21 protein-coding genes and 1 tRNA gene are annotated in these 20,626 nt (G+C 47.3%); 20 read left to right on the top strand and 2 right to left on the bottom strand.

Going from position 1 to position 20,626, the window contains the following annotated elements:
* Nucleotides 1-90: 90 nt before the first annotated feature.
* Nucleotides 91-627, top strand: coding sequence for a type IV pilin protein (locus tag ACQY2W_RS01320; protein WP_428048778.1), 537 nt, complete (start codon nt 91-93; stop codon nt 625-627).
* Between the two features lie 162 nt (nt 628-789).
* Here the strand turns inward: ACQY2W_RS01320 and nifJ are convergent, their stop codons facing one another.
* Nucleotides 790-4,362, bottom strand: a complete 3,573-nt coding sequence (gene nifJ / locus ACQY2W_RS01315) for a pyruvate:ferredoxin (flavodoxin) oxidoreductase (RefSeq protein ID WP_428048777.1) — start codon at nt 4,360-4,362, stop codon at nt 790-792.
* A 200-nt stretch (nt 4,363-4,562) separates the two neighbouring features.
* Here nifJ and ACQY2W_RS01310 point away from each other — a divergent pair, with 200 nt between their 5' ends.
* The 3 genes from ACQY2W_RS01310 to ACQY2W_RS01300 all read left to right on the top strand — a co-directional run bounded on the left by ACQY2W_RS01310 (nt 4,563) and on the right by ACQY2W_RS01300 (nt 6,963).
* Complete coding sequence (locus tag ACQY2W_RS01310; RefSeq protein WP_428048776.1) at nt 4,563-5,144, top strand: type IV pilin protein; 582 nt, start codon at nt 4,563-4,565, stop codon at nt 5,142-5,144.
* Between the two features lie 85 nt (nt 5,145-5,229).
* Nucleotides 5,230-5,721 carry a type IV pilin protein gene (locus ACQY2W_RS01305; RefSeq protein WP_428048775.1) on the top strand — a complete coding sequence of 164 codons (492 nt, stop codon included), beginning with the start codon at nt 5,230-5,232 and terminating at the stop codon, nt 5,719-5,721.
* A 45-nt stretch (nt 5,722-5,766) separates the two neighbouring features.
* Nucleotides 5,767-6,963 carry a hypothetical protein gene (locus ACQY2W_RS01300; protein ID WP_428048774.1) on the top strand — a complete coding sequence of 399 codons (1,197 nt, stop codon included), beginning with the start codon at nt 5,767-5,769 and terminating at the stop codon, nt 6,961-6,963.
* Between the two features lie 49 nt (nt 6,964-7,012).
* Here ACQY2W_RS01300 and ACQY2W_RS01295 read toward each other — a convergent pair whose 3' ends face one another.
* Nucleotides 7,013-7,429 carry an FKBP-type peptidyl-prolyl cis-trans isomerase gene (locus ACQY2W_RS01295; protein ID WP_428048773.1) on the bottom strand — a complete coding sequence of 139 codons (417 nt, stop codon included), beginning with the start codon at nt 7,427-7,429 and terminating at the stop codon, nt 7,013-7,015.
* 100 nt (nt 7,430-7,529) lie between these two features.
* On the opposite strand from ACQY2W_RS01295, the gene ACQY2W_RS01290 reads away from it, so the two are divergent.
* From ACQY2W_RS01290 to ACQY2W_RS01215, 16 genes are all read left to right on the top strand, one after another.
* Nucleotides 7,530-8,027, top strand: a complete 498-nt coding sequence (locus ACQY2W_RS01290; RefSeq protein WP_428048772.1) for a type IV pilin protein — start codon at nt 7,530-7,532, stop codon at nt 8,025-8,027.
* 13 nt (nt 8,028-8,040) lie between these two features.
* On the top strand, nt 8,041-8,568 hold the full coding sequence (locus tag ACQY2W_RS01285; protein ID WP_428048771.1) for a pilin: 528 nt from the start codon (nt 8,041-8,043) through the stop codon (nt 8,566-8,568).
* Between the two features lie 10 nt (nt 8,569-8,578).
* Nucleotides 8,579-9,094 carry a type IV pilin protein gene (locus tag ACQY2W_RS01280; RefSeq protein WP_428048770.1) on the top strand — a complete coding sequence of 172 codons (516 nt, stop codon included), beginning with the start codon at nt 8,579-8,581 and terminating at the stop codon, nt 9,092-9,094.
* A gap of 86 nt (nt 9,095-9,180) precedes the next feature.
* A complete protein-coding gene (gene smpB, locus ACQY2W_RS01275; protein ID WP_428048769.1) occupies nt 9,181-9,651 on the top strand; it encodes an SsrA-binding protein SmpB in 471 nt (156 codons plus the stop codon).
* Between the two features lie 45 nt (nt 9,652-9,696).
* Nucleotides 9,697-9,780 (top strand) — tRNA-Leu (locus ACQY2W_RS01270).
* Nucleotides 9,781-9,799: 19 nt separating this feature from the next.
* Nucleotides 9,800-10,624 (top strand): hypothetical protein, encoded by an 825-nt coding sequence (locus ACQY2W_RS01265; protein WP_428048768.1) that lies wholly within the window; start codon nt 9,800-9,802, stop codon nt 10,622-10,624.
* A 92-nt stretch (nt 10,625-10,716) separates the two neighbouring features.
* A complete protein-coding gene (gene ftsA / locus ACQY2W_RS01260) occupies nt 10,717-11,967 on the top strand; it encodes a cell division protein FtsA (RefSeq protein ID WP_428048767.1) in 1,251 nt (416 codons plus the stop codon).
* A gap of 10 nt (nt 11,968-11,977) precedes the next feature.
* On the top strand, nt 11,978-13,126 hold the full coding sequence (gene ftsZ, locus ACQY2W_RS01255; protein WP_428048766.1) for a cell division protein FtsZ: 1,149 nt from the start codon (nt 11,978-11,980) through the stop codon (nt 13,124-13,126).
* A 12-nt stretch (nt 13,127-13,138) separates the two neighbouring features.
* The gene (locus ACQY2W_RS01250) at nt 13,139-14,230 is read left to right on the top strand and encodes a type IV pilus twitching motility protein PilT (RefSeq protein ID WP_428048765.1); all 1,092 of its coding nucleotides are present in this window, start codon (nt 13,139-13,141) and stop codon (nt 14,228-14,230) included.
* A 1-nt stretch (nt 14,231) separates the two neighbouring features.
* The gene (gene cmk, locus ACQY2W_RS01245; RefSeq protein ID WP_428048764.1) at nt 14,232-14,912 is read left to right on the top strand and encodes a (d)CMP kinase; all 681 of its coding nucleotides are present in this window, start codon (nt 14,232-14,234) and stop codon (nt 14,910-14,912) included.
* Nucleotides 14,902-15,498: a lysophospholipid acyltransferase family protein gene (locus ACQY2W_RS01240; RefSeq protein ID WP_428048763.1), complete on the top strand. Its 597-nt coding sequence runs from the start codon at nt 14,902-14,904 to the stop codon at nt 15,496-15,498. The genes cmk and ACQY2W_RS01240 overlap by 11 nt, the downstream gene beginning before the upstream one ends.
* Nucleotides 15,499-15,547: 49 nt before the next feature.
* Nucleotides 15,548-16,747: a S1 RNA-binding domain-containing protein gene (locus ACQY2W_RS01235; RefSeq protein WP_428048762.1), complete on the top strand. Its 1,200-nt coding sequence runs from the start codon at nt 15,548-15,550 to the stop codon at nt 16,745-16,747.
* A gap of 418 nt (nt 16,748-17,165) precedes the next feature.
* Nucleotides 17,166-17,882, top strand: a complete 717-nt coding sequence (locus tag ACQY2W_RS01230) for a type IV pilin protein (RefSeq protein ID WP_428048761.1) — start codon at nt 17,166-17,168, stop codon at nt 17,880-17,882.
* 105 nt (nt 17,883-17,987) lie between these two features.
* Nucleotides 17,988-18,554, top strand: coding sequence for a LemA family protein (locus ACQY2W_RS01225; protein WP_428048760.1), 567 nt, complete (start codon nt 17,988-17,990; stop codon nt 18,552-18,554).
* 9 nt (nt 18,555-18,563) lie between these two features.
* A complete protein-coding gene (locus ACQY2W_RS01220; RefSeq protein ID WP_428048759.1) occupies nt 18,564-19,562 on the top strand; it encodes a M48 family metallopeptidase in 999 nt (332 codons plus the stop codon).
* Nucleotides 19,563-20,606, top strand: a complete 1,044-nt coding sequence (locus ACQY2W_RS01215) for a M48 family metalloprotease (protein WP_428048758.1) — start codon at nt 19,563-19,565, stop codon at nt 20,604-20,606.
* Nucleotides 20,607-20,626: the final 20 nt, after the last annotated feature.

Raw genomic sequence — 20,626 nt, 5'->3', positions numbered from 1 at the left:
TTTTTCGCTCTGCTTGAAAAAAAGGACTTGACATCGTTTTTTTTTTTGATAGATTTTATTTGTTGGTAAAAGTTATCAGAGGAGATTGATATGAAAAACAAACAAGCATTTACGCTTATTGAACTTTTAGTGGTTGTTCTTATCATCGGTATTTTGGCGGCGGTGGCTGTACCGCAATATCAAAAAGTCATAATAAAAAGTCGATTGGCTGCTGTTATACCTACTGTTAAGGCCATGAAACAAGCCGCTGAAGTCTATTACTTAGAACATGGCGCATATAGTAACTACATTACTGATTATGATATAGAATTCCCTTGCGAGGGTGCGGGCTATTGTATTACGAAAGATCATATTGCTTTTGCCGTGCGGTCCTACAATCAAATGTGTACTTGGGATGTTGCTGTTACTCTTATGAAAGATGATAACAAAACCGCTTTGTTCAATTATTCTATATGCCTAGATCATGCAGATAGATGGGGAGGAAAAGAATATTGCGGAGCTCCTCAAGATTCACAAAATTTAAAAAACATATGTTTATCAATGGGTGGTGTGCATTACAAAAATGGAAATATTTGGATAGGGAACAAAACGCCTTTTAGTTTTTCCGTTATAGGCGGCTGGAGATAGTGTGAATTTTTCAAAACCAAATAGACATACCGACAGGTACATCAGGGGTAAATCGGTGCCAAAGGTACCCAAAATATAGGAAATTGTATCGCTAGAAAGTAACACTCCCCAAAATAACTTATTTTGGGGAGTGTGCGTTACAATAGAACTTCGTGTCGGTTGTTATTTCTCTAATTTCTCAGCGGGCGTGATTGCGGCCAATTGTTTATAAAGGTCGCGTCTCCACGCATACTCGCTTTCCGCTTGTTTAATGAGCTTTTGCGCCAGTTCGGGGTTATCGCGCATGAGCCCTTTAAAGCGGTTTTCGCCACTCATATAGTCGGCTAGCGGCAACGTCGGCGCGCCGAGCGGGCTATCCACGTGCAAGGGGTTCTTGCCTTCGTAGCGGGCCTCGGGGTTGAAGCGGTAGAGGATCCAGCGGCCGGCTTGTACGGCGCGTTTGGCTTCACCCATACCTTTGGACATATCAATCCCGTGAGCGATACAGTGCGAGTAGGCAATTACCAAGGCCGGACCGTCATAGGCGTCGGCTTCCGCGAGGGCTTGGATGGTTTGGTTCATATTCGCACCCATAGCTACTTGCGCGACGTAGATGTTGCCGTACGTCATGGCAATCATACCGAGGTCTTTTTTCGGCATCGTTTTGCCACCCGCGGCAAACAAAGCTTTCGCGCCTAACGGGGTCGCTTTGGACATTTGACCGCCGGTGTTGGAGTACACTTCGGTATCTAACACCAAGATTTTGATGTTCTTGCCGCTGGCCAAAACGTGGTCTAAACCGCCGTAGCCGATATCGTAGGCCCAACCGTCACCACCCAAGATCCACACCGATTTGCGGATGAGATAGTCGGTCAAACTTAAGAGGCGTTTGCAAGTTTCGCAACCTTTTTTCGCGCCGCCTTCTAAAATACCTTTGAGTTCGGCTACGCGTTTGCGTTGCTCTTCCACGCCCGCATCGGTTGTTTGGTCAGCCGTCAAAATAGCGTCAATCAAGGCCGTATGGGCTTTGAAGTTTTCATCTTGTTTGGCTTGCTCCAAGAGGGCTTTAGCATCGTGGTTGAGTTGGTCAAACGCTAAGCGCATACCCAACCCAAATTCGGCGTTATCTTCAAAGAGCGAGTTGGCCCACGCCGGTCCTTTGCCGTCTTCACGTTGGCAATACGGGGTGGTGGGCAAGTTGCCGCCGTAAATGGACGAACAACCCGTCGCGTTGGCAACGGCTAAGCGATCACCGAATAATTGCGTTAAGAGTTTTACATACGGAGTTTCACCGCAGCCCGCGCACGCGCCGGAGAACTCAAACAACGGCTTTCTCATTTGAGAACCTTTGACACTTTCTTTCTTCGTGTTTACAGCGGCTTGTTTCAAGCCCAAGAAGAAAGCGTAGTTGTCAATTTCGTTTTCGCGCACGGAAAGTTGGTGTACCATGTTAATGGCTTTCTTTTCCGGGTTTTCTTTGTTTTTCGCCGGGCAGTTAAATACACACGCGCCGCAGCCGGTGCAGTCTTCCACCGCTACTTGCACGGTGAATTTTTTACCGGCGAGGTCGGCTTTGCCGTCGGCAGATTTAAAGGTTTTCGGCGCATTTTTGAGTGCATCGGCGTCGTACGCTTTAATGCGGATAGCCGCGTGCGGGCACACCATAGAGCAGAAACCGCATTGGATACACGTATTAGGATCCCACGCCGGAACCATAATGGCAATGTTGCGTTTTTCGTATTGGGTGGTGCCCGTCGGGTACACGCCGCCTTCCGGCATTTTAGAGGTAGGCAAAGCGTCGCCGCGTCCGGCAATCATTTCGCCCAAGACGTCTTTTACAAACGCCGGAGCATCGGCCGGAACAGGGGCTTTGGTGTGCAGTTTGGAAGAAACTTTGGACGGATATTTTACTTCGTGTAGACCCGCCAAGGCCGCATCTACGGCTTTGTAGTTCTTCTGTACGACTTCTTCGCCTTTTTTGGAATAGGTTTTTTCAATGGCGTGTTTGATGTCCGCAATCGCTTTTTCAGACGGAATTACACCCGCAATACCGAAGAACGCCGTTTGCATGATCGTGTTGGTGCGGCTGCCCATGCCGGTCTTCAAAGCAATTTCGGACGCGTCAATTACATAAACTTTTAATTGGCGGTCAATGATGATTTGTTGTACTTCCGCGGTTAAGTGATTCCACACTTCTTCGGCGGAGTAGGGCGCGTTGATGAGCACGGTCGCGCCTTTTTTGGCTTTGCCGAGCACGTCGTATTTATCCAAGAAGTCAAACATGTGTACGCCGATAAAATCAGCGGCTTGGATGAGGTACGGAGCGCGGATGTAGTTTTTGCCGAAGCGGATGTGAGACGTCGTCATAGAGCCCGATTTTTTAGAGTCATAGACGAAGTATCCTTGCGCAAAGAAACCGTTGGCAGAAATAATTTTCATCGTGTTTTTGTTCGCACCGACGGTGCCGTCAGAGCCGAGTCCATAGAACAAGGCCGCGAAAATATCGTTGCCGGCTTTGCTTTCTAATTTAGTAGCGGGGAGCGATTTATGCGTCAAATCGTCGTTAATGCCAACTACAAAATCTTTTACCGGGTTTTTAGCGGCTAAATTGTCAAATACGGCTTTGATGTCGCTAGGGGTAAAATCTTTGGAGCCGATACCATAGCGGCCGCCGATAATTAAAGGAGTGGTCGCAAATTTGGCTTTGGCTTCTTCGGTTAAAAAGGCCGCGCAAACATCTTGGAACAAGGGCTCGCCTAAAGAGCCGGGCTCTTTGGTGCGGTCCATGACGGCTACTTTCTTAATGGTGTTCGGGATGACGCGGATGAAATCGGCAATAGAGAACGGGCGGAACAGTTTAACTTTGAGCACGCCCACTTTTTCGCCTTTCATCAGTTCTACGGCGTTTTGCGCTACGTCGGCGCCGGAGCCCATAATAACGATTAAGCGTTCGGCATCTTTATCGCCGAAGTATTGGAACAAATCGTAGGTGCGGCCCGTCATTTTGGCGAGTTTCGCCATTTCTTCTTTGACGATACCGGGTACGGCGTTATAGAATTTGTTAACGGCTTCGCGTTCTTGGAAGTACACATCCGGGTTGGCAGCCGTACCGCGCACGGTCGGGTGTTCCGGGTTTAAGCCGCGCGATTTGTGGGCGGCCACAAGCTCGTCGTTAATCATTTCTTTCATTTGTTCTTTGGTGAGCGGTTCCACCATGTTCAGTTCGTGGCTGGTGCGGAAACCGTCAAAGAAGTGCACAAACGGTACGCGGGCACGCAAGGTGGATGCTTGGGCCACTAAAGCCATATCCATGGCTTCTTGCGGGTTATCCGAGCACAACATGGCCCACCCGGTTTGGCGTACGGCCATAACGTCGGAGTGATCGCCGAAAATAGACAAAGCGGTGGTCGCAATAGCGCGGGCCGAAACGTGGAAAACCGTAGGCGTAAGTTCGCCCGCGATTTTGTACATATTCGGAATCATCAAAAGCAACCCTTGCGAAGCGGTAAACGTGGTGGTCAGTGCACCGGCTACCAAAGAGCCGTGCACCGCACCGGAGGCACCGCCTTCAGATTGCAATTCGCTAACCGAGGGAACATTGCCCCAAATGTTTGTTTCGCCTTTGGCGCTTTTTGCGTCGCAGATTTCACCCATCGTGGAAGACGGGGTAATCGGGTAAATAGCGATTACTTCGTTGGTGGCATGGGCGACGTGGGATACTGCCCCGTTGCCGTCCATAGCAACTAATTTAGCCATACTGGAAAGTCTCCTTATTTTTTGAATTAAAAACGGTTTTGGGTTTTGCTTGCCGGGCAAGCTAAACGAAACCTTATACCTATTATAGAATTTTGAAAGTTCAAGCGCAAATGGGTATTTGCGCGGGAAAAAATTTTGCTTGACATCGTTTTTTTTTTTGATTTAATTTGATTAAACAGAAATCACAAGGAGGGATATGTATGCAAAAAGAAAGTAGTTCTACGGGTTGTTTAGACGCAAAAGCATTTACGCTCATTGAATTATTGGTGGTTGTGTTAATTGTCGGAATTTTGGCCGCAGTCGCGCTCCCGCAGTACCAAAAAGCAGTGGAAAAAAGCCGGGCCACTCAAGCGATTACCTTGCTAAAAAGTGTATATACGGCGGCTAAAGCGTACCAATTGGCTAACGGAGAATGGCCCGCTACGTTTGATGAATTGGCGGTAGAAATTCCGTGGACGGGAACAAGAAACGGAATATACCTTGGACATTACAAGCAAGGTAAATCTAATGCAGATTGGTCTATCCAAATTCAAAATTCGGTAGCACGTTCCGTGGCGGTAACCCGTATTTCCGGCCCGTATAGCGGGGCCTCCTTTGAAATTTATGCCGTGCCGGATCATCCGCAATACAAAGAGGACGAAATGGTCTGCGTGGAAATGGTTAGCGGAAGTGCCGCCTATAAGTTTACTAAGAGTAAAGGGGCTTATTGCAAAAAAATTATGAAAGGAACATTGTTGCATACTACCTCCGAGGGTGCTTGGAATTATTTCCGTATGCCGTAATAAAAATAAAAAATATTACAATACCGCTTGTAAAATCAAGCGGTTTTTTTGTTATACTATTAGTAGATTTACAAGGAGAAAAATTATGAACAAAAAAGGTTTTACGTTACTTGAAATGTTGGTAGTGATGTTGATTGTAGGTATTTTGTCGGCGGTGGCACTCCCTAATTACCGCAAAGCCATAGATAAATCTAAAACGGCTGAGGCCACACTTACGACGAAAACTATTTTAGATGCCGCTATGATTTACGCCGCGGCCTATCGTAGATGCCCTAGTGATTTAAATGATTTGGATATCAAGGTAAGCCAACAGGGCAAGTATTGGAACTTTGCCGTTAAACCGTACGGTGATCCCAAGTACCGCAACTGTTATGCGGTGGCTAGTTCTAAGGAAGGAACAGGAGTGGAATTAGAGCGCGGGTACGTAGGTACGGCTAATGCTACGGGGTTGCCGGTAGATGGTTTGTCCAAAGGCGAGATGTTTTGGATATGCCATAGTGGCGATTGTACGGCTTTTTTCCAAGCCGCACAGGCCAAGAAACATACTACGGGCGGCGGTACTGAATATTATCAATAGGCCGTTTCCTTTCTCCCCGTGCGTGCGCGCGGGGATTTTTTGTGTATGAATCGGAAATTATATCGTAAAATTTGTGCCCGCCGGGCTTTATGTGTGCCGTATGAAATCATGCGGCAGGTGTATCACGCATGCACGGCCTTTGTGCCGGAAAAAACAGCTCCGTGGTATCGCTACGACGGGAGCAACTGCCGCGCGGTTGTTTTACCGACGGATCCGCATTTTTACCGCATTTCGCGTCCGCTTTACCGCCATGAACATGTGCATTATAATTTGGATAACGCGCTTGCTACCGGGGCTGTTAAAGGGTTTGCGTTTATTTTCTTTATGGGTATTGGCGATTACCTATATACTACGCCCGTGTGGGGGGAGCTCAAAAAGAAATATCCTAACGTGCCGTTTTATGCCTATGTCGGCGCGCAGTTTGACCGTAATAACTCCCCGATTGTCGGTAAACTGTTGGAAGAAAACCCGCACTTTGAAAAGGTGTTTTATTTTAACGGCTCTCGTCATCCGCTCATTTGGAAAAATTATGATTACGAAGACGCTTTTAAAAATATCCCGGACGGCTTTTTAGCCGTACCCGTTTATTACGATTACAGTACCAAAGTAACCCACCGCGTGATTAGTTTGCTGGATACGTTTGGTTTGCCGTTGCCCGCCGAAGTTCCTGCCCCGGTGATGTATTTCCCGCAAGAGCCCGCCGCGGTGGTGTCGGAACATGTGCAACGGATCCGCAATAAAATGAGTGGTAAAAAAGGGCTTGTGTTTTTACAGCTAGACTCACGCGGGTCCAATTATGTGTATCCGCACGTTAAGGAACTGGCACTGGGTCTTATTAAACAAGGGTACATGGTGCTGAGCGTTACTAAAGGCGGCCCGATGGAAAACGAGAATTATTTGGAAATTGATATTAAAAAATTTACCATTAACCAAACGTGGCATTTGCTTTGGCTACTCAAACAAGAATTTGCGCTGTACGTAATTGCGGTTAATTCTGTTTTTTGGGCGGCCAGTGCGGGGTTAAATCTGCCTAATTTAGGGTTGCAACATTGGATAGATAAAAAAGTGCACAATTTATGGTACCCTAATATAGAGGTAGTAACGAATTATTTTTATCCGTTTCTGCCGCGGGAAAAACAACTCATGGCCCCGCCGGAAAGTTACACGCCGCACAACCGCAAAATCATTGACTATAAACCCGAGTGGGTATTAAAATGGTTTTTGCAAAAGTTTGGAAAATAAAAGAACGCCCGCCTTATTCTTGGCGGGCGTTCTTACAAATACGCTACCACTAATTGATTTCTTTGATTTCTACGTCAAAGGTTAATTCTTTGCCGGCTAAGGGGTGGTTGAAATCTAACACCACTTCGCTGTCGGTAATTTCTTTGACCACCGCGCGAAACGTATGCCCGGCGTTGCTGGCGCCTACCATGTCGCCTACTTTTAAATTTTCAGCTCCGCCGATAGAAGTTTTCGGCACGCGGCGGATAGCTTCATCCAACACGTTGCCGTAGCCCTCTTCCGGGGCGACTTTGACGGTTTTTTTGTCGCCTACTTTCATGCCCGTAAGTTCTTTTTCCAATCCCGGGATGATGTGTCCTGCCCCGTGGGTATATTCTAACGGGCCGCGTCCGGCGGAAGTGTCGGCTACGTTGCCGTCTACCGTCAGCGTATAATCAAATTTTACTTTAGATCCTTCTTTAATCATATTTTCTCCTTGGCCCGCAGGGGGCAGCACTACATTGTAACAGTTTTTTTGTTATAATAGTAATGGAAATTTAAAATTTTTTAATCTAGAGAGAGGAACAATGATATCCCGTGGTTTTACGTTAATTGAGCTTTTGGCCGTTGTACTCATTATGGGAGTACTAACGGCAATTGCCGTGCCGCAATACAGAAGCAGTATTGAACGATCCCGCATCGCTGAAGCGATGCAAATGTTGCCCGCTATTTTTGATTCGCGCGAACGCTTAATGGAAGAACAGCAAGTGATTAACGATAAAGCGCAAATTACATTCCCTCGGTTGGATATGGACATGAAAGGCCGCGTGGCAACGCCGGAAGAAGTCCCTGCGGGAGACACGGTGGGCCATTACTGGATAACCGATAGTTTTAAATACCGGTTGTTTGATCAGGAACAGGGTGGAGCGACAGAAAATAAAATATCTGCCGAATTGAAACGGGGCAAATTTGCCGGCGCGGTACTGTATTTTGACGGTAACCGTATCTCCTGTTGTAAAAAAACAAGTGCTGAAGCAACTACGTGTGATATCTTAAATGTGCCCGAATTAAGACACGGTTGTTAAGAGGGGGGAAAATATGAAAAAAGGTTTTACATTGGTAGAGTTGCTGGCCGTACTGATGATTGTAGCTATTTTAACGGCTGTCGGTTTGCCGCAATATAGCAAGGTAGTGGATAAGTCCCGCGTATCGGAAGCGGTGTCTATGTTGCGCACGATTTACGACAGCAGCGAACGGCTCTCCGGGGAATTTGGCTACCGTTCTTACGAACAACTGATTGCAAAAAAAAGTGCGCAGTCGGGGTATAACGCCAATGATTATGGTTTCCCGCGTTTGGATATGTTTGATGACAGCAAATTGCCGGCGGGTTGTTCGTTGGGTGATGATAAAACGGTTTTGGTGTGTTCCCGCTTTTCCTATAAAATTGCGGTTAACGGATATGTGGCGGCTAAGCAACACATTACCGGTAAGCGTTACGGCGGTACGTATATTCTGCTCAACCGCCGCACGTTGGCGTTGTCTTGCCAACCGGACAGCTCCGATACCGCGGCCGAAGCGTGCGATACTTACGGACTGGATGTAAACAATGCAGGTGTGTCATTTTAACGGAGTGAATATGAAAAAAGGTTTTACATTGGTGGAAATTTTGGTAGCGGTACTTATCATGGGTATTTTGGTAACGATGGCCGTACCGCAATATGAGAAAGCCGTGGAGAAATCCCGCATGGCCGAAGTCCGCACCGTGCTTAAACGGTTATACGATGCAAAAATGCGTGTGCTGAATAATATGGATAAGGAAACTTATAATACCACCTCGCCGCTATTTGGACTGGAAAATTTGGACTTTACGATCGCTTGTAATGCCAGTACCACCTCTAACGGACATCAAATGACGTGTAGCACGAAAGATTTTGCGTATGTGATCAATCCGTCAGGCACCGGCAATGAAAATTTTGTGTGTGCCGTCCGTAACAAAGGCGATTATAAAGGAGTCAATTTTATCTACAAAGGCGACGAAGTCGCCGTTGGAACAAGCAACTTTTTCTGCAATGAAGGAGTTGTCAGCGGACGCTGTGATGTTTACGGTATGGCGTCTACCGGCTCAACGGCTTTTTGCAGTGTGCCCAATTAATCGGCGAAATCTTTTTAGTTTAAATGCCTCGGAATTTTCCGGGGCATTTTTGCAGTTAGGTTTGTTGCATTTGCTATAATATACCCATGCCGAAAAAATCGTCTGTTTTGGTCGTGTGTACCAACCGCAAAGCGTATCACGATTATTTTATTGAAACCGATTACGAAGCCGGACTTTCTTTGTTGGGGGCGGAAGTAAAATCAATCCGCCAAAAAGAAGTGAGTTTGGAAGGGAGCTTTGTGCGGGTGGAAAACGGCCGGGCCTACGTGTATAATATGCACGTTAAACCGTATAAATTTAATTCGCTTAGCGAATTGGAGCCGACCCGCGTGCGCGAGCTGTTACTGAACAAAAAAGAACTTCGCAAACTGGCGGCTAAGGCGGAAATTAAGGGCTACGCTTTAGTGCCGTTAGAGATTTATTTTAAAAACGGTTGGGCCAAACTCAAATTGGCCGTAGCCAAAGGTAAGCACTTGTTTGATAAACGCGACGCGTTAAAAAAGCGGGATTTAAACCGCGAAATGGAACAGACGTTTAAAAACAATATCCGGTTTTAAAAAAACTGGCTTTTTGTGTTGTAATATTCTAAAATATATCTACTTGGGCGGGTGGCGGAATTGGCAGACGCGTACGGCTCAGGACCGTATGGACGAAAGTCCTTAAGGGTTCAAGTCCCTTTCCGCCCATTATTTTTTTGGTTGTCACATGAATAAATCGCGTAACTATTCCCATAGGCCGACTGTTTGTTTACCAAAGCGTAAACGGATCGGCCGCCGGAAATCAGCTACGCGGTTTTTGTTTAAATTAGCGGTCCTGTTTGCGCTGATAGCCGTTGTCGGTTGTGGGGGCTATTGGGGCGGTAAACAAATTTATACGTGGTTAAGTCAGGCGCGTTTGTCTGATTGGCATGTCAAAACAGTGGCTGTTTCCGGCGTAACCGGTCCGTTGCAACGAAACTTATCCAATTTGGCGTTACCTTACCAAAATCAACCTTTCTCACATAAAGACGCTACCACCTTACAAAAACGTATTTCCGAAAAATATCCCATGCTCACAGACGTATCGGTGCGTCGTGGTTTGTTTAACGGCAAGTTGACCGTTTCGGCCCGCCATCGCACGCCTTTGGCCAAATTTATTAAGCCGGACGGTACCGTCCGCTACATTGATTCCGACAGTACCGTTTATACGGACCCGCAACCTCCTGCCTTGCCGGTCCCGGCGGTGGAGTTAGAAGGCCCTTTGACGGAAAAATTAAGTCCGGAATTTATTGAATTGGTAGAAAGCACGCTTAAACTTAATAAGGCATTAAATTTTAAACGGTTACAGTTGAACTTGACCGAGGATACCGTGCGCATGTATTTGCAAGACGGTACAGAGTTAGATTTCGGTTCGGCCAAGCGGCTTAAAGATAAGGCCCTGCGCGGCGCACAAATTTTAACCATGGCGCGCCAAAAATATACCGGGCCGTTTGCCCTGGATTTCCGGTTTTTTGAAAACGGTAAAGTTTTTTTAACACAAAAAGCTCTGTAAATTTTATAATAAAGTAACGGTTATAAAACTACTGGACCGGAGACGTTTTTTATACTAAAATTTATTCATATTCTTTGTAGGTGGACAACGCTATGGCAAAACCAAATTTGATTGCAGGATTAGATATCGGTAGCGGTAAGATGACGTGTATTGCCGCCGCCCAAGACCCCGAAACCAATATGCTCAAAGTGCTCGCCGGACGCAGTGTGCCGTGTAAGGGCCTGCGCGGCGGGATGGTGTCGGATATCCGGGAAACTTCTGCCGCTGTTACGCATATTTTGGGCAGTATTGAACGCGAGTGTAACCGCGATATTACTAATTTATACGTTGGTATGCGCGGGGCGCATTTGGAATCGTTCAGCAACCACGGTACGTATAATATCTCGCGCATGGATAAAGAAATTACCCAAGCGGATATGGACCTTGCCGTAGAAAATGCCAAAGCCATGCCGATTAAGAACGATAACGAAATTATCAATGTCATCCCGCAAGGTTATTCCATTGACAAGCAACGCGGCATCAACAACCCCGAAGGTATGGAAGGTTCACTTTTAGAAGTAGATGTACACATTACCACCGGTTCTTCCACGCATATCAACAATTTAGCCAAAGCAATTCAACGGCCCGGTTATAAAATTGACGGTAACTTTTACAGCTTAGTACCGCTGGCCGATTGTGTGCTTACGCAGGAAGAAAAAGAAATCGGTGCGTTGATTTTGGACCTCGGCGGCGAGACAATGTCCGTGGGTATTTACATTGACGGCATTTTAAAATTCTCGCGCGATATTCCCTACGGGTGCGATTTGATCACCAGCGACTTGTCGCGCTTGTTGCACACGTCGCGCCAACACGCCAAAGAAATCAAAGAAAAATACGGCGTTTCTTTCCCCACGTTTTTAGATGAAGAGGGCGAAATTCCGGTGCCTTCTTTGGACGGGCGCAGTACACACAATATCAAAAAAAGCTACGTGTTGGATATCATCCAGCCGCGCGTAGAAGAACTGATTGAACAAGTCGCGCATTGTGTGGAAACGTCGGGCTACAAAAATTTTCCGGTGGTCGGTGTGGTAACGGGCGGCGGTTCGCTTATGCCCGGCATTACCGAACATTGTGTCAGTATTTTAGGGCTTAAGGAAGTACGCCGCGGCCTTGTTCAACGCGAACTGGTTACCAGCGACGAAGCATTTTTTGACCCGCAGTACAGTACGGCGATGTCACTAGCTATTTACGCCGCCGGTGGAACGGGTTATGACGATTACAGCGGTGCGTCGTATGAAAAGGGATCCTCTGTCTTTGGCAAATTAGGCAAATGGCTCAAAGGCGTGGACATTTTCGGCGGTTGATGGAGTTAGTATGAGAGATTTATTCATGCCGGCCAATTCGTTTGAATCTAAAAAGGCCAAAATCAAAGTAGTCGGAGTAGGCGGCGGTGGCGGAAACGCCATTAATCACATGGTAGCCAGCGGCCTTAAAGACGTTGATTTTATTGCCGTTAATACCGACGCGCAAGATTTGCGCCGCAACCAAGCACCGTATCTGGTGCAAGTAGGCGAAAAAATTACCAAAGGCCTAGGCGTCGGCGGAGATCCGGAACGCGGCAAACGCGCGGCGGAAGAATCCAAAGAAAAATTAAAACTCATCATCGGCCAATGTGATTTGTTATTTATTACGGCCGGCATGGGGGGCGGCACGGGAACGGGGGTCGCTCCGTATTTGGCCAAACTGGCTAAAGAAATTTACGGGGACGATTTACTCGTTATCGGGGTAGTAACGCGTCCGTTTAATTTTGAAGGATACGTGCGCGAAAAACAAGCCGACGAAGGTATCAAAGAAATGTCCAAGTATGTGGACTCCATGATTATCGTTCCTAACGAAAAATTATTTGCCAACATTGATCCGGAAACCTCTTCGCGCGATGCCTTTAAAATGGTAGATGAGGTATTGTTGCAAGCGGTCAAAGGAATTTCCGAAGTAATTACACAACCCGGCGAAGTAAATATTGACTTTAACGATATCCGCAAAGTGATGTGTCACTCGCACAAGTCGCTCATCGGTATCGGCGAAGCCAGCGGGCCGGGGCGTCATTTGGCGGCTGTGAAAAAAGCAATTTCTTCTCCGCTACTTGAAAACGCCGATATCCGCGGAGCCAAAGGATTTATCGTTCATTTCTCGGCGGAAGAAAATTTGACTTTGCTGGAACAAGGCGAAGTGATGAATTTAATTCGCCAATACGCCAGTAATGATTCTATTATCATGTTCGGATACACGTACGATTCGTCGTTGGCAGGAGCGTTTAAAGTCACCGTGATCGCTACGGGTTTCAGCCCGGAAAAAGCCAACGTGTTCCGTGGGCGTGTGCCGCTTCCAAAGGGTGATACCACGTCGGTTTCTAAGCCGACGATTGGGGATATATTTTCGTCGTTTGAAAAAGAACGGGCCGTAGAACCGGAAGATGAAATGCTCATTCCGGCGTTTTTGCGTCGTAAAAAAAACAGATCGTAACAGGAGAAAAAAATGGCGGTAGGATTACAAAGTTTATTAAGAACGGTAGTAGATAACAAAGCCAGCGGATTACATATTCGCGGTAACTCCAATGCGTATGTACGTCTAAACGGGCAAATGAAACCCATTGAGGACAGTTTTGTTTCCAACGATGATGCCAAAAAAATGGCGTTTGCGTGTATGGGTGAGCGCGAGCGGAAAATTTTTGAACAATATAACACGGTAGACTTTTCGTTAGATGCCAAATCGTACGGCCGTTTCCGTTTTAACGTATTTCGCCAAATGGGCAAATACTGTATGGCCATTCGCCATATTCCTTATAAAATCCCGTCGTTTGAGTCCCTGCACTTGCCCGGCGATATTTTGCGCAAAATCTCCGATAACCGCCGCGGGCTTATCTTGGTAACCGGTATGACGGGTTCGGGTAAATCTTCCACGTTGGCGGCGATGATTGACTACATCAACCAAACCCGCGCCAGCCATATTTTAACGATTGAAGACCCGGTGGAATTTATCCACAACGACAACTGCAGCGTCGTCAGCCAGTTGGAACTGGGGGTGGATACGCCGTCTTACACGAGCGCGCTGCGCGCGGCGATGCGTCAAGACCCGGATGTCATTTTAATCGGCGAACTTCGCGATGGCGAAGTGATGAAAGCCGCTATCAGCGCGGCCGAAACCGGACAGCTCGTGCTGGGTACAATGCACACGGTAAACGTCGTGCAAACGCTTTCGCGTTTAGTAGACGCATTCCCGGTGGAACAACACGAACAGGTCCGTTTGCAAATTTCGGAACTTATCCGCGGGATCGTGTGCCAACGGTTATTGCCTTCCACCGATTCCGGCATGTATCCGGCGATAGAAATTTTGGTTTCTACGCCACAGGTACGCAAGCTTATTAACGACAACAAACCGAACGATTTAGTTAAAATCATGCAAACCGGCGAGTTCTACGGCATGAACACGTTTGACCAAGCGCTTGCCAAACTTTACAAAGACGGCCACATTGATTTGGAAACCGCGCAAGGTGCGGCCACCAGCCCGGATGCGATTATGTTGGCCATCCGCGGCGTAACGGACAGCTTAGCGGCGGCGGAGGAGTAAAATGCGCACAAACGGGATGTTAATAGCCATTGACGGAACAGCCGGAACGGGGAAATCTACCGTCGGCAAAGCGGTGGCGGCAAAATTAGGATATGGTTTTTTAAGTACGGGCGAAATGTACCGCGCACTTGCTTATACGGTGTTTGCCAAACACATTGACCCGGACGATCACGACGGCGTTTTAGCCGCTGCGCGGGAAATCCGCTTTACGTTTGCGCGCCAACCCGATGCCGTGCTTAAAATGTTTGTAGACGGCGAATATCTGGGGGCGAAGTTGCATTTGGAAGAAGTGGGCAACGTAGCCAGCCGCGTATCTACCAACCGCGAAGCGCGCCGGGTGCTCACCGAAAAAATGCGCGAGGTCGGCGAGCCGGGCGGTATTGTGATGGAAGGGCGCGATATCGGTACAGTGGTGTTCCCGGATGCGGACAAGAAGTTTTATTTAGACGCGTCTGCTACGGAGCGCGCCAACCGCCGTTTTAAACAACTCAAAGAAGCCGGCGAAAATCCGAATTATGACGAGATTTTGCGTTTGATTGAGGAGCGCGACGCACGCGACAAAAACCGCGCCACCGCCCCGTTAAAACCGGCAGAGGATGCTATTATTATTGATACGTCGTCTTTAAATTTACAGCAAGTCATTGATGCTGTGTTGGAGAAAATTCCCCATCATGCTTCTTAATTTGGTAAAATTATTCTCAAGGATCTATTTTAAAACTTTCCACGATTTTAAAGTGGAAGGATTGGAAAATATCCCCAAAGAAGGGCCGGTGATTATTGCCTGTAACCATCTTTCCAATGCAGACCCGCCCGCTATCGGCGGTTTTGCGGGGCTCGTGCGCGATTCGCGTTTTGTTGCCAAAAAAGAGTTATTTGAAATTCCGGTAGTCGGTTGGTTTTTTCACCGTTGCGGATATATCCCGGTGGACCGCAACCGCACCATCGGCGATTTTGGCGCACTAAAAGAAGTGGAACATGCGTTAGAGCGCGGGGAGAGCGTGGTAATGTTCCCCGAAGGCACGCGCAGTAAAACCGGCAAGCCGCAAAAGCCCAAAAGCGGCATCGGATTTGTAGTATATAAAACAGGTGCACCGGTATTGCCGGTAAAAATAGACGGTACATTTGGCGGAAAATTATTCGGGCAAAAAATCCGTTTAAAATTCGGTACGGTTATGCACCTGAAAAAAGATGAAACCTTGGAGCCCAAGGCGCAGTACAAACAATTTGCAGTAGAAGTAATGGAAGCAATAAATTCAATTCATATCTAACGGAGGATAACGCAGGCCCTCCCTCAGGAAGGCCTGTAAATAAGGACTTATGACAAACGAAGAAATTAAACAAACCGAAGACACAATTAACGAAACCGAAATGACGATGGACCAGTTAATTGCGCAGCAAGAGTCTTTATCGGAGAAGTTGTTTAAAAAAGAAATCGTAGAAGTACCCGTCGTACAAATCAACCAAGATTATATTTTAGTGGACATCGGTGCTAAAAAAGAAGCTGCTATTGCCGTAAGCGAATTTGAAGGCAAAGCGATGCCGAACGTGGGGGATAAAATTTCTGCTGTACTCGTTAAACGCGGCGGCGATGAACGCCCGGCTCTTTTGTCTCACAAAAAAGCGTTGGAATTTTTGGGTTGGGACGTTTGCAAAAAAGCGTACGAAGCCAAAGAACGCGTGAAAGGTACTATTTTACAATGTGTAAAAGGCGGTTATATCGTAGAAGTATTTGGCGTGTCGGGTTTTATGCCGCTTTCGCTTTCCGAATTACACACCGCGTATAAACATTATTTACCCGTCGGCGCTAAGATCAAAGCCGTCATCGTGGAATTTGCCAAAGAAAAACAAAAACTGATTGTTTCGCGCAAACAAGTGTTGGAGGAGGACGAAGCCGTCCGCCGCGAACAAGTCTTGGGCGAAATTAAAGAAGGCGATGTGTTGCGCGTCGTAGTATCTAAAGTAGATAGCGACAAATTGTTCTTGCGTTTCCACGGTATTGAGGGCATTGTTACGCTTGAAAACGTGGCGTGGAAAGAGCCCGAAACGGCGATTACCAATTTCCGCCGCGGTCAACGCTTGAAAGCCAAACTCTTGGCGTTAGACAAAGAAACGCCGCGCTTGACGTTTGGTCTTAAACAACTGTTCTTGAATCCGGCCGATGCGTTAAAACGCCGCTATCCGTACAAGAGCTCGGTCAAAGCCACGGTTGTCAAAGTGTCTGCCGAAGAAGGCGTGGAATGCACGATCGGCAAGAACAATACCAAAGCGTATATCAGCCCGTTTGAAATGGGCCGCGATTTTAACGCTAAAGAAGGCGATACGATTACCGCGCTCGTTACCGGCGTCAACCCGGAGACGTTTGTGGTTAATTTGTCCGTTAAGAAATACGACCAAGCGCAAAACCGCAAAGTAGTGGCGCAATACTTAAAGCAAGCCCCGCGCCCGACCTTAGGCGAACTGTTGCAAGATTCGTTCGGTCAAACGGAAGAAGAAAACGCCGCCGAAGAAGAAAAATAAACTTCGTTAAATTGAATTGAACAAAACCCCCGCCCGGTAAATCTGTGGCGGGGGTTTTTGCGCTCAAGCTTACACCTGATCTCCTTTCTGTTTTTGTTGTTTAGATCCGCCCCTTTAGCACCGTTTACAAAAAGCGCCAAATCGGAAAAGAAAATTTATATGTTTGAGCGAAGCGAGTTTATAAATTTTCCCGATTTGTCTGCTTTTTGTGGTGCCCGGGGGCGGCGGTCTTTTGCGAGCTTTTCTGCCGTCAGAAAAGCGGAAAGCTTGTTGCGTTGCAAAGCGACAATGCTAATAGAGTGTGGCTACAAGTAAGTGAAAGTTGGCTCCCCATTTGCCTGCCCCCGGCAAGGGGGCTTGACATCGTTTTTTTTTTTGATTTAATTTGATTATACCTAAATCAAACGGAGGAGTTTTTATGGAAAAAGGAAGATGTTTTAAAGTCGTTTTAAATCAAATTACGATGTCATGCCGGAAGGTTTTTATCCGGCATCTTCGTATTTTTGTTTCAGTTGGGATGGCTAACGAGCGAAAGGAAATCAGAAGATCCCGGAGTCCTCGCCGGACGGGCGAATTCCGGGATGACAGACCTTTATTTAATAACAACAACGCATTTACACTTATTGAATTATTAGTCGTTGTCCTCATCATCGGCATTTTGGCGGCAGTGGCATTGCCGCAGTACACCAAGGCGGTGGAAAGATCCCGCGCTACGCAAGCCGTAACCTTATTAAAATCTTTGTATCAGGCGGCGCAAGAATATCAGTTGGCCAACGGCGAATGGTTTAAAAAATTTGATGAACTGTCCGTAGATATTCCGTGGACAGGTACCGTCAAATGGCGTGATCACAGCATTATGAAAGACACCCGTTCCAATGAGTATTGGTCGCTACAAAACTACGCCGGGGAAAGTAATCCTATTTACAGACCGAGTATCAGCATAGGGCGTATCAACGGTAAATATGCGGGTGCCGGATTGATGATTTCAGAGAAAGGCGAGTTATATTGTGCAGAACGCTTGTCGGAAGGTATCACTTTTGACGGCGAACCGGGCGATTATTGTGTGAAAGTAATGCGTTGTACAGGTACATTGAGTAATGCAAGTGCGGTGCGGTCTTGGCCGTGCCCGATGTAAAACACGCCACGAAATTTCCACTTTACAAAACTGCGTAATATTTCTACAATAAAAACGTAGTTTATTTTCCCGTTATTTTCAGACGGATAAAAAGTGAGGAAAAACATGAGTGGAATTTGGATTGTCGGCATTGTAGTAGTGGTGTTTGCGTTGTATGCTATTAGCGTATATAACAAATTTGTTACGCTTCGCAACCGTACCAAAGAGGCGTGGAGCGATATTGAAGTGCAGATGAAACGTCGGTATGATTTAATTCCCAACTTAGTGGAAACCGTCAAGGGATATGCCGCGCACGAAAGCGGTACGCTTGAAAAAGTAATTCAGGCGCGCAATATGGCGATGTCCGTCAACCCCCAAGATATGAAGAAATTGGCCGAATCTGAAAACGTACTCACGGGGGCACTTAAATCGGTTTTTGCGTTAAGCGAAAATTATCCCACATTGCAAGCCAACCAAAACTTTATGGAGCTCCAACGTGAATTGCGCGATACGGAAGATAAAATTCAAGCCGCCCGCCGTTTTTATAACGGCAACGTCATGGCGTTTAACACCAAAGCCGAAACGTTCCCCAGCAATATCATAGCGTCTGTTTTCCACTTTGAAAAACAACCTTTCTTTGAACTTGCCGAATCGGAACAAGTGGCCCGTCAACCGGTACAAGTTAAATTCTAAGTAGGGCCTATGGCTACTATTTACGAGCATATTGAAGAAAACAAGCGGCGCACCGTGCTGCTTGTTTTGCTTTTTCCGTTAGTGTTTGCGTTGTTGGTCGCGGCAACGGCAGGTATTTTCTTTTTTCTGCTTTCGGACCCAGGCACCTCACCTACGTACGCAAATGGACTAACCGAAGCGCAAATGAATGTTGTGCAACTGGTGCTGTGGCTGACACCTGTTTGCTGGGTAGTGGCCGTATTATGGATAGTTATTTCCTACTTTGCGGGTGATAAAATGATGATGTCCGGCGTGGGTGCGGTAGAAATTTCCCGCCAAGACCAACCGGAAATTTTCCGTTTGGTGGAAAATTTATGTATCACGCGCGGCCTACCGCTACCGCGTATTTATATTTTGGATGATGACTCTTTAAACGCTTTTGCTACCGGGCGCGACCCGGAGCATGCGTCGGTCGCGCTTACGAAAGGAATTGTAAAACGGTTAGAACGCGCCGAGTTGGAAGGCGTCGTTGCCCATGAACTGGCGCACGTGGAAAATCGCGATATCCGGCTGATGTTACTGACGGTAGCCGGTATTTCGTTTTTCACATTTGCCGGGGAAATGTTACTTCGCATGGGGCTTTCGTCCGGGCGCGGTAACCGCAAAAATGAGGGCGGCGGAATTTTTATTATTTTAGGGCTTGTCTGTTTAGTTTACGGTTATTTTTTGGCACCGCTGATCCGCTTGGCTGTCTCGCGCCAACGTGAGTATCAGGCCGACGCTACCGCCGCACTTACCACGCGTAACCCGCGTGCTTTGGCAAGTGCACTACGTAAGATTTCATCAGACAGCCGCGTAGAAGCGTTAGACAAACGCGAAAGTATGGCGGCGATGTGTATTGCTAATCCATTAGAAAAAATGGGGTTGTTTTCCAGCTTGTCGGGCTTGCTGGCTACCCACCCGCCTATCCAAAAACGTATTGAGGTATTGTTGGAAATGGACGGCACACCGTACGACCCGAGGTTATAAATGGCTATTGCTTATGATTACAAGGAGCGCAACGAACGCAAAAGTGTAATACTCATCGTCTTGTTTGCGCTTTCTTTTTTAATGTTTGTGTATTTGGCTACGTGGGGCTTTTTTATACTAAGCGGGCTACTGGCTTATTTCCGCCCGACGGGATATCTCACGTGGAACAGCACGATGACCCACGCTTTTTTGCAAACCGTAGATACGTGTGAGTGGTTATTGCCGCTTAGTTTGGCGGTATCTTTGTTTTGGGCGAGGGTGGCACTGAACGAGGGGGAAGATTTTATTTTGGGGCGTTTGCACGGGGTGCGGTTTTTACCCAAGTGGGACGATTACGGAGCAAATACCACGTTGGAAAATTTGTGTATCCGCACCGGCGATATTACACCGCGTGTATATGTATTAAAAGATAAATCACTAAACGCATTTTCCGTCGGAGCACGGCCGGACCGCAGTGCAGTGGTCTTGTCATCAGGGTTACTTAACCAATTAACACACGACCAGTTGGAGGCCGTTTTAGCCCACGAACTGGCCCATATCCGCAACAACGATACGCGGCTGATGATGGTGTTTGTGATGTGTTTAGCGTTTTTTACGTTTATGGGCGAATATTTATTTTACGGCCGGGAAAAAGATGATATCTACGAAGAAAACGGAATCCGTTTAAACCGCATTCGCTGTCCGCTGGGGTTGTGGTCTTATATCGGGTTTATGTTACTGGTGTACGGGTACGTGATTGCACCGGTACTGCGGCTCGGGCTGTCGCGCACGCGTGAGCGGTTGGCTGACGCCGAGGCCGCCCTCATTACCCGCCACCCGCGGGCACTGGCTAAGGCGCTCTGGCGCGTTAGTTTGGACAGCCGATTAGAAGCATTGGACTCGTCGGTACTGTTGAGTGCGCTATGTATTGCTTCACCGTCCGGCGAGCCGACGTTTTTTGAGCGGATCAGCGGATTGTACCGCGCTCATCCGCCGGTGGAAGAGCGTATCTACGCGCTTAATGACATGGACGGGATGTTTCTATCGTTACCCGCGCGTAAATAATTAGAAAAAACACTTTGCTA

The organism is Candidatus Avelusimicrobium caledoniensis, assembly GCF_902756455.1.
GTDB lineage: Bacteria > Elusimicrobiota > Elusimicrobia > Elusimicrobiales > Elusimicrobiaceae > Avelusimicrobium > Avelusimicrobium caledoniense.
This window is presented reverse-complemented; position numbering and strand designations above follow the sequence as displayed.

What these genes read in the sequence shown, in the direction of transcription:
- ACQY2W_RS01320 (WP_428048778.1), top strand. Translation starts at nt 91, where the DNA reads ATGAAAAACAAACAAGCATTTACGCTTATTGAACTTTTAGTGGTTGTT.
- smpB (WP_428048769.1), top strand. Translation starts at nt 9,181, where the DNA reads ATGCCGAAAAAATCGTCTGTTTTGGTCGTGTGTACCAACCGCAAAGCG.
- ACQY2W_RS01215 (WP_428048758.1), top strand. Translation starts at nt 19,563, where the DNA reads ATGGCTATTGCTTATGATTACAAGGAGCGCAACGAACGCAAAAGTGTA.
- ftsZ (WP_428048766.1), top strand. Translation starts at nt 11,978, where the DNA reads ATGAGAGATTTATTCATGCCGGCCAATTCGTTTGAATCTAAAAAGGCC.
- ACQY2W_RS01220 (WP_428048759.1), top strand. Translation starts at nt 18,564, where the DNA reads ATGGCTACTATTTACGAGCATATTGAAGAAAACAAGCGGCGCACCGTG.
- ACQY2W_RS01295 (WP_428048773.1), bottom strand. Translation starts at nt 7,429, where the DNA reads ATGATTAAAGAAGGATCTAAAGTAAAATTTGATTATACGCTGACGGTA.
- ACQY2W_RS01230 (WP_428048761.1), top strand. Translation starts at nt 17,166, where the DNA reads ATGGAAAAAGGAAGATGTTTTAAAGTCGTTTTAAATCAAATTACGATG.
- ftsA (WP_428048767.1), top strand. Translation starts at nt 10,717, where the DNA reads ATGGCAAAACCAAATTTGATTGCAGGATTAGATATCGGTAGCGGTAAG.
- ACQY2W_RS01310 (WP_428048776.1), top strand. Translation starts at nt 4,563, where the DNA reads ATGCAAAAAGAAAGTAGTTCTACGGGTTGTTTAGACGCAAAAGCATTT.
- ACQY2W_RS01235 (WP_428048762.1), top strand. Translation starts at nt 15,548, where the DNA reads ATGACAAACGAAGAAATTAAACAAACCGAAGACACAATTAACGAAACC.
- ACQY2W_RS01265 (WP_428048768.1), top strand. Translation starts at nt 9,800, where the DNA reads ATGAATAAATCGCGTAACTATTCCCATAGGCCGACTGTTTGTTTACCA.
- nifJ (WP_428048777.1), bottom strand. Translation starts at nt 4,362, where the DNA reads ATGGCTAAATTAGTTGCTATGGACGGCAACGGGGCAGTATCCCACGTC.
- ACQY2W_RS01300 (WP_428048774.1), top strand. Translation starts at nt 5,767, where the DNA reads ATGAATCGGAAATTATATCGTAAAATTTGTGCCCGCCGGGCTTTATGT.
- cmk (WP_428048764.1), top strand. Translation starts at nt 14,232, where the DNA reads ATGCGCACAAACGGGATGTTAATAGCCATTGACGGAACAGCCGGAACG.
- ACQY2W_RS01290 (WP_428048772.1), top strand. Translation starts at nt 7,530, where the DNA reads ATGATATCCCGTGGTTTTACGTTAATTGAGCTTTTGGCCGTTGTACTC.
- ACQY2W_RS01240 (WP_428048763.1), top strand. Translation starts at nt 14,902, where the DNA reads ATGCTTCTTAATTTGGTAAAATTATTCTCAAGGATCTATTTTAAAACT.
- ACQY2W_RS01250 (WP_428048765.1), top strand. Translation starts at nt 13,139, where the DNA reads ATGGCGGTAGGATTACAAAGTTTATTAAGAACGGTAGTAGATAACAAA.
- ACQY2W_RS01285 (WP_428048771.1), top strand. Translation starts at nt 8,041, where the DNA reads ATGAAAAAAGGTTTTACATTGGTAGAGTTGCTGGCCGTACTGATGATT.
- ACQY2W_RS01225 (WP_428048760.1), top strand. Translation starts at nt 17,988, where the DNA reads ATGAGTGGAATTTGGATTGTCGGCATTGTAGTAGTGGTGTTTGCGTTG.
- ACQY2W_RS01280 (WP_428048770.1), top strand. Translation starts at nt 8,579, where the DNA reads ATGAAAAAAGGTTTTACATTGGTGGAAATTTTGGTAGCGGTACTTATC.
- ACQY2W_RS01305 (WP_428048775.1), top strand. Translation starts at nt 5,230, where the DNA reads ATGAACAAAAAAGGTTTTACGTTACTTGAAATGTTGGTAGTGATGTTG.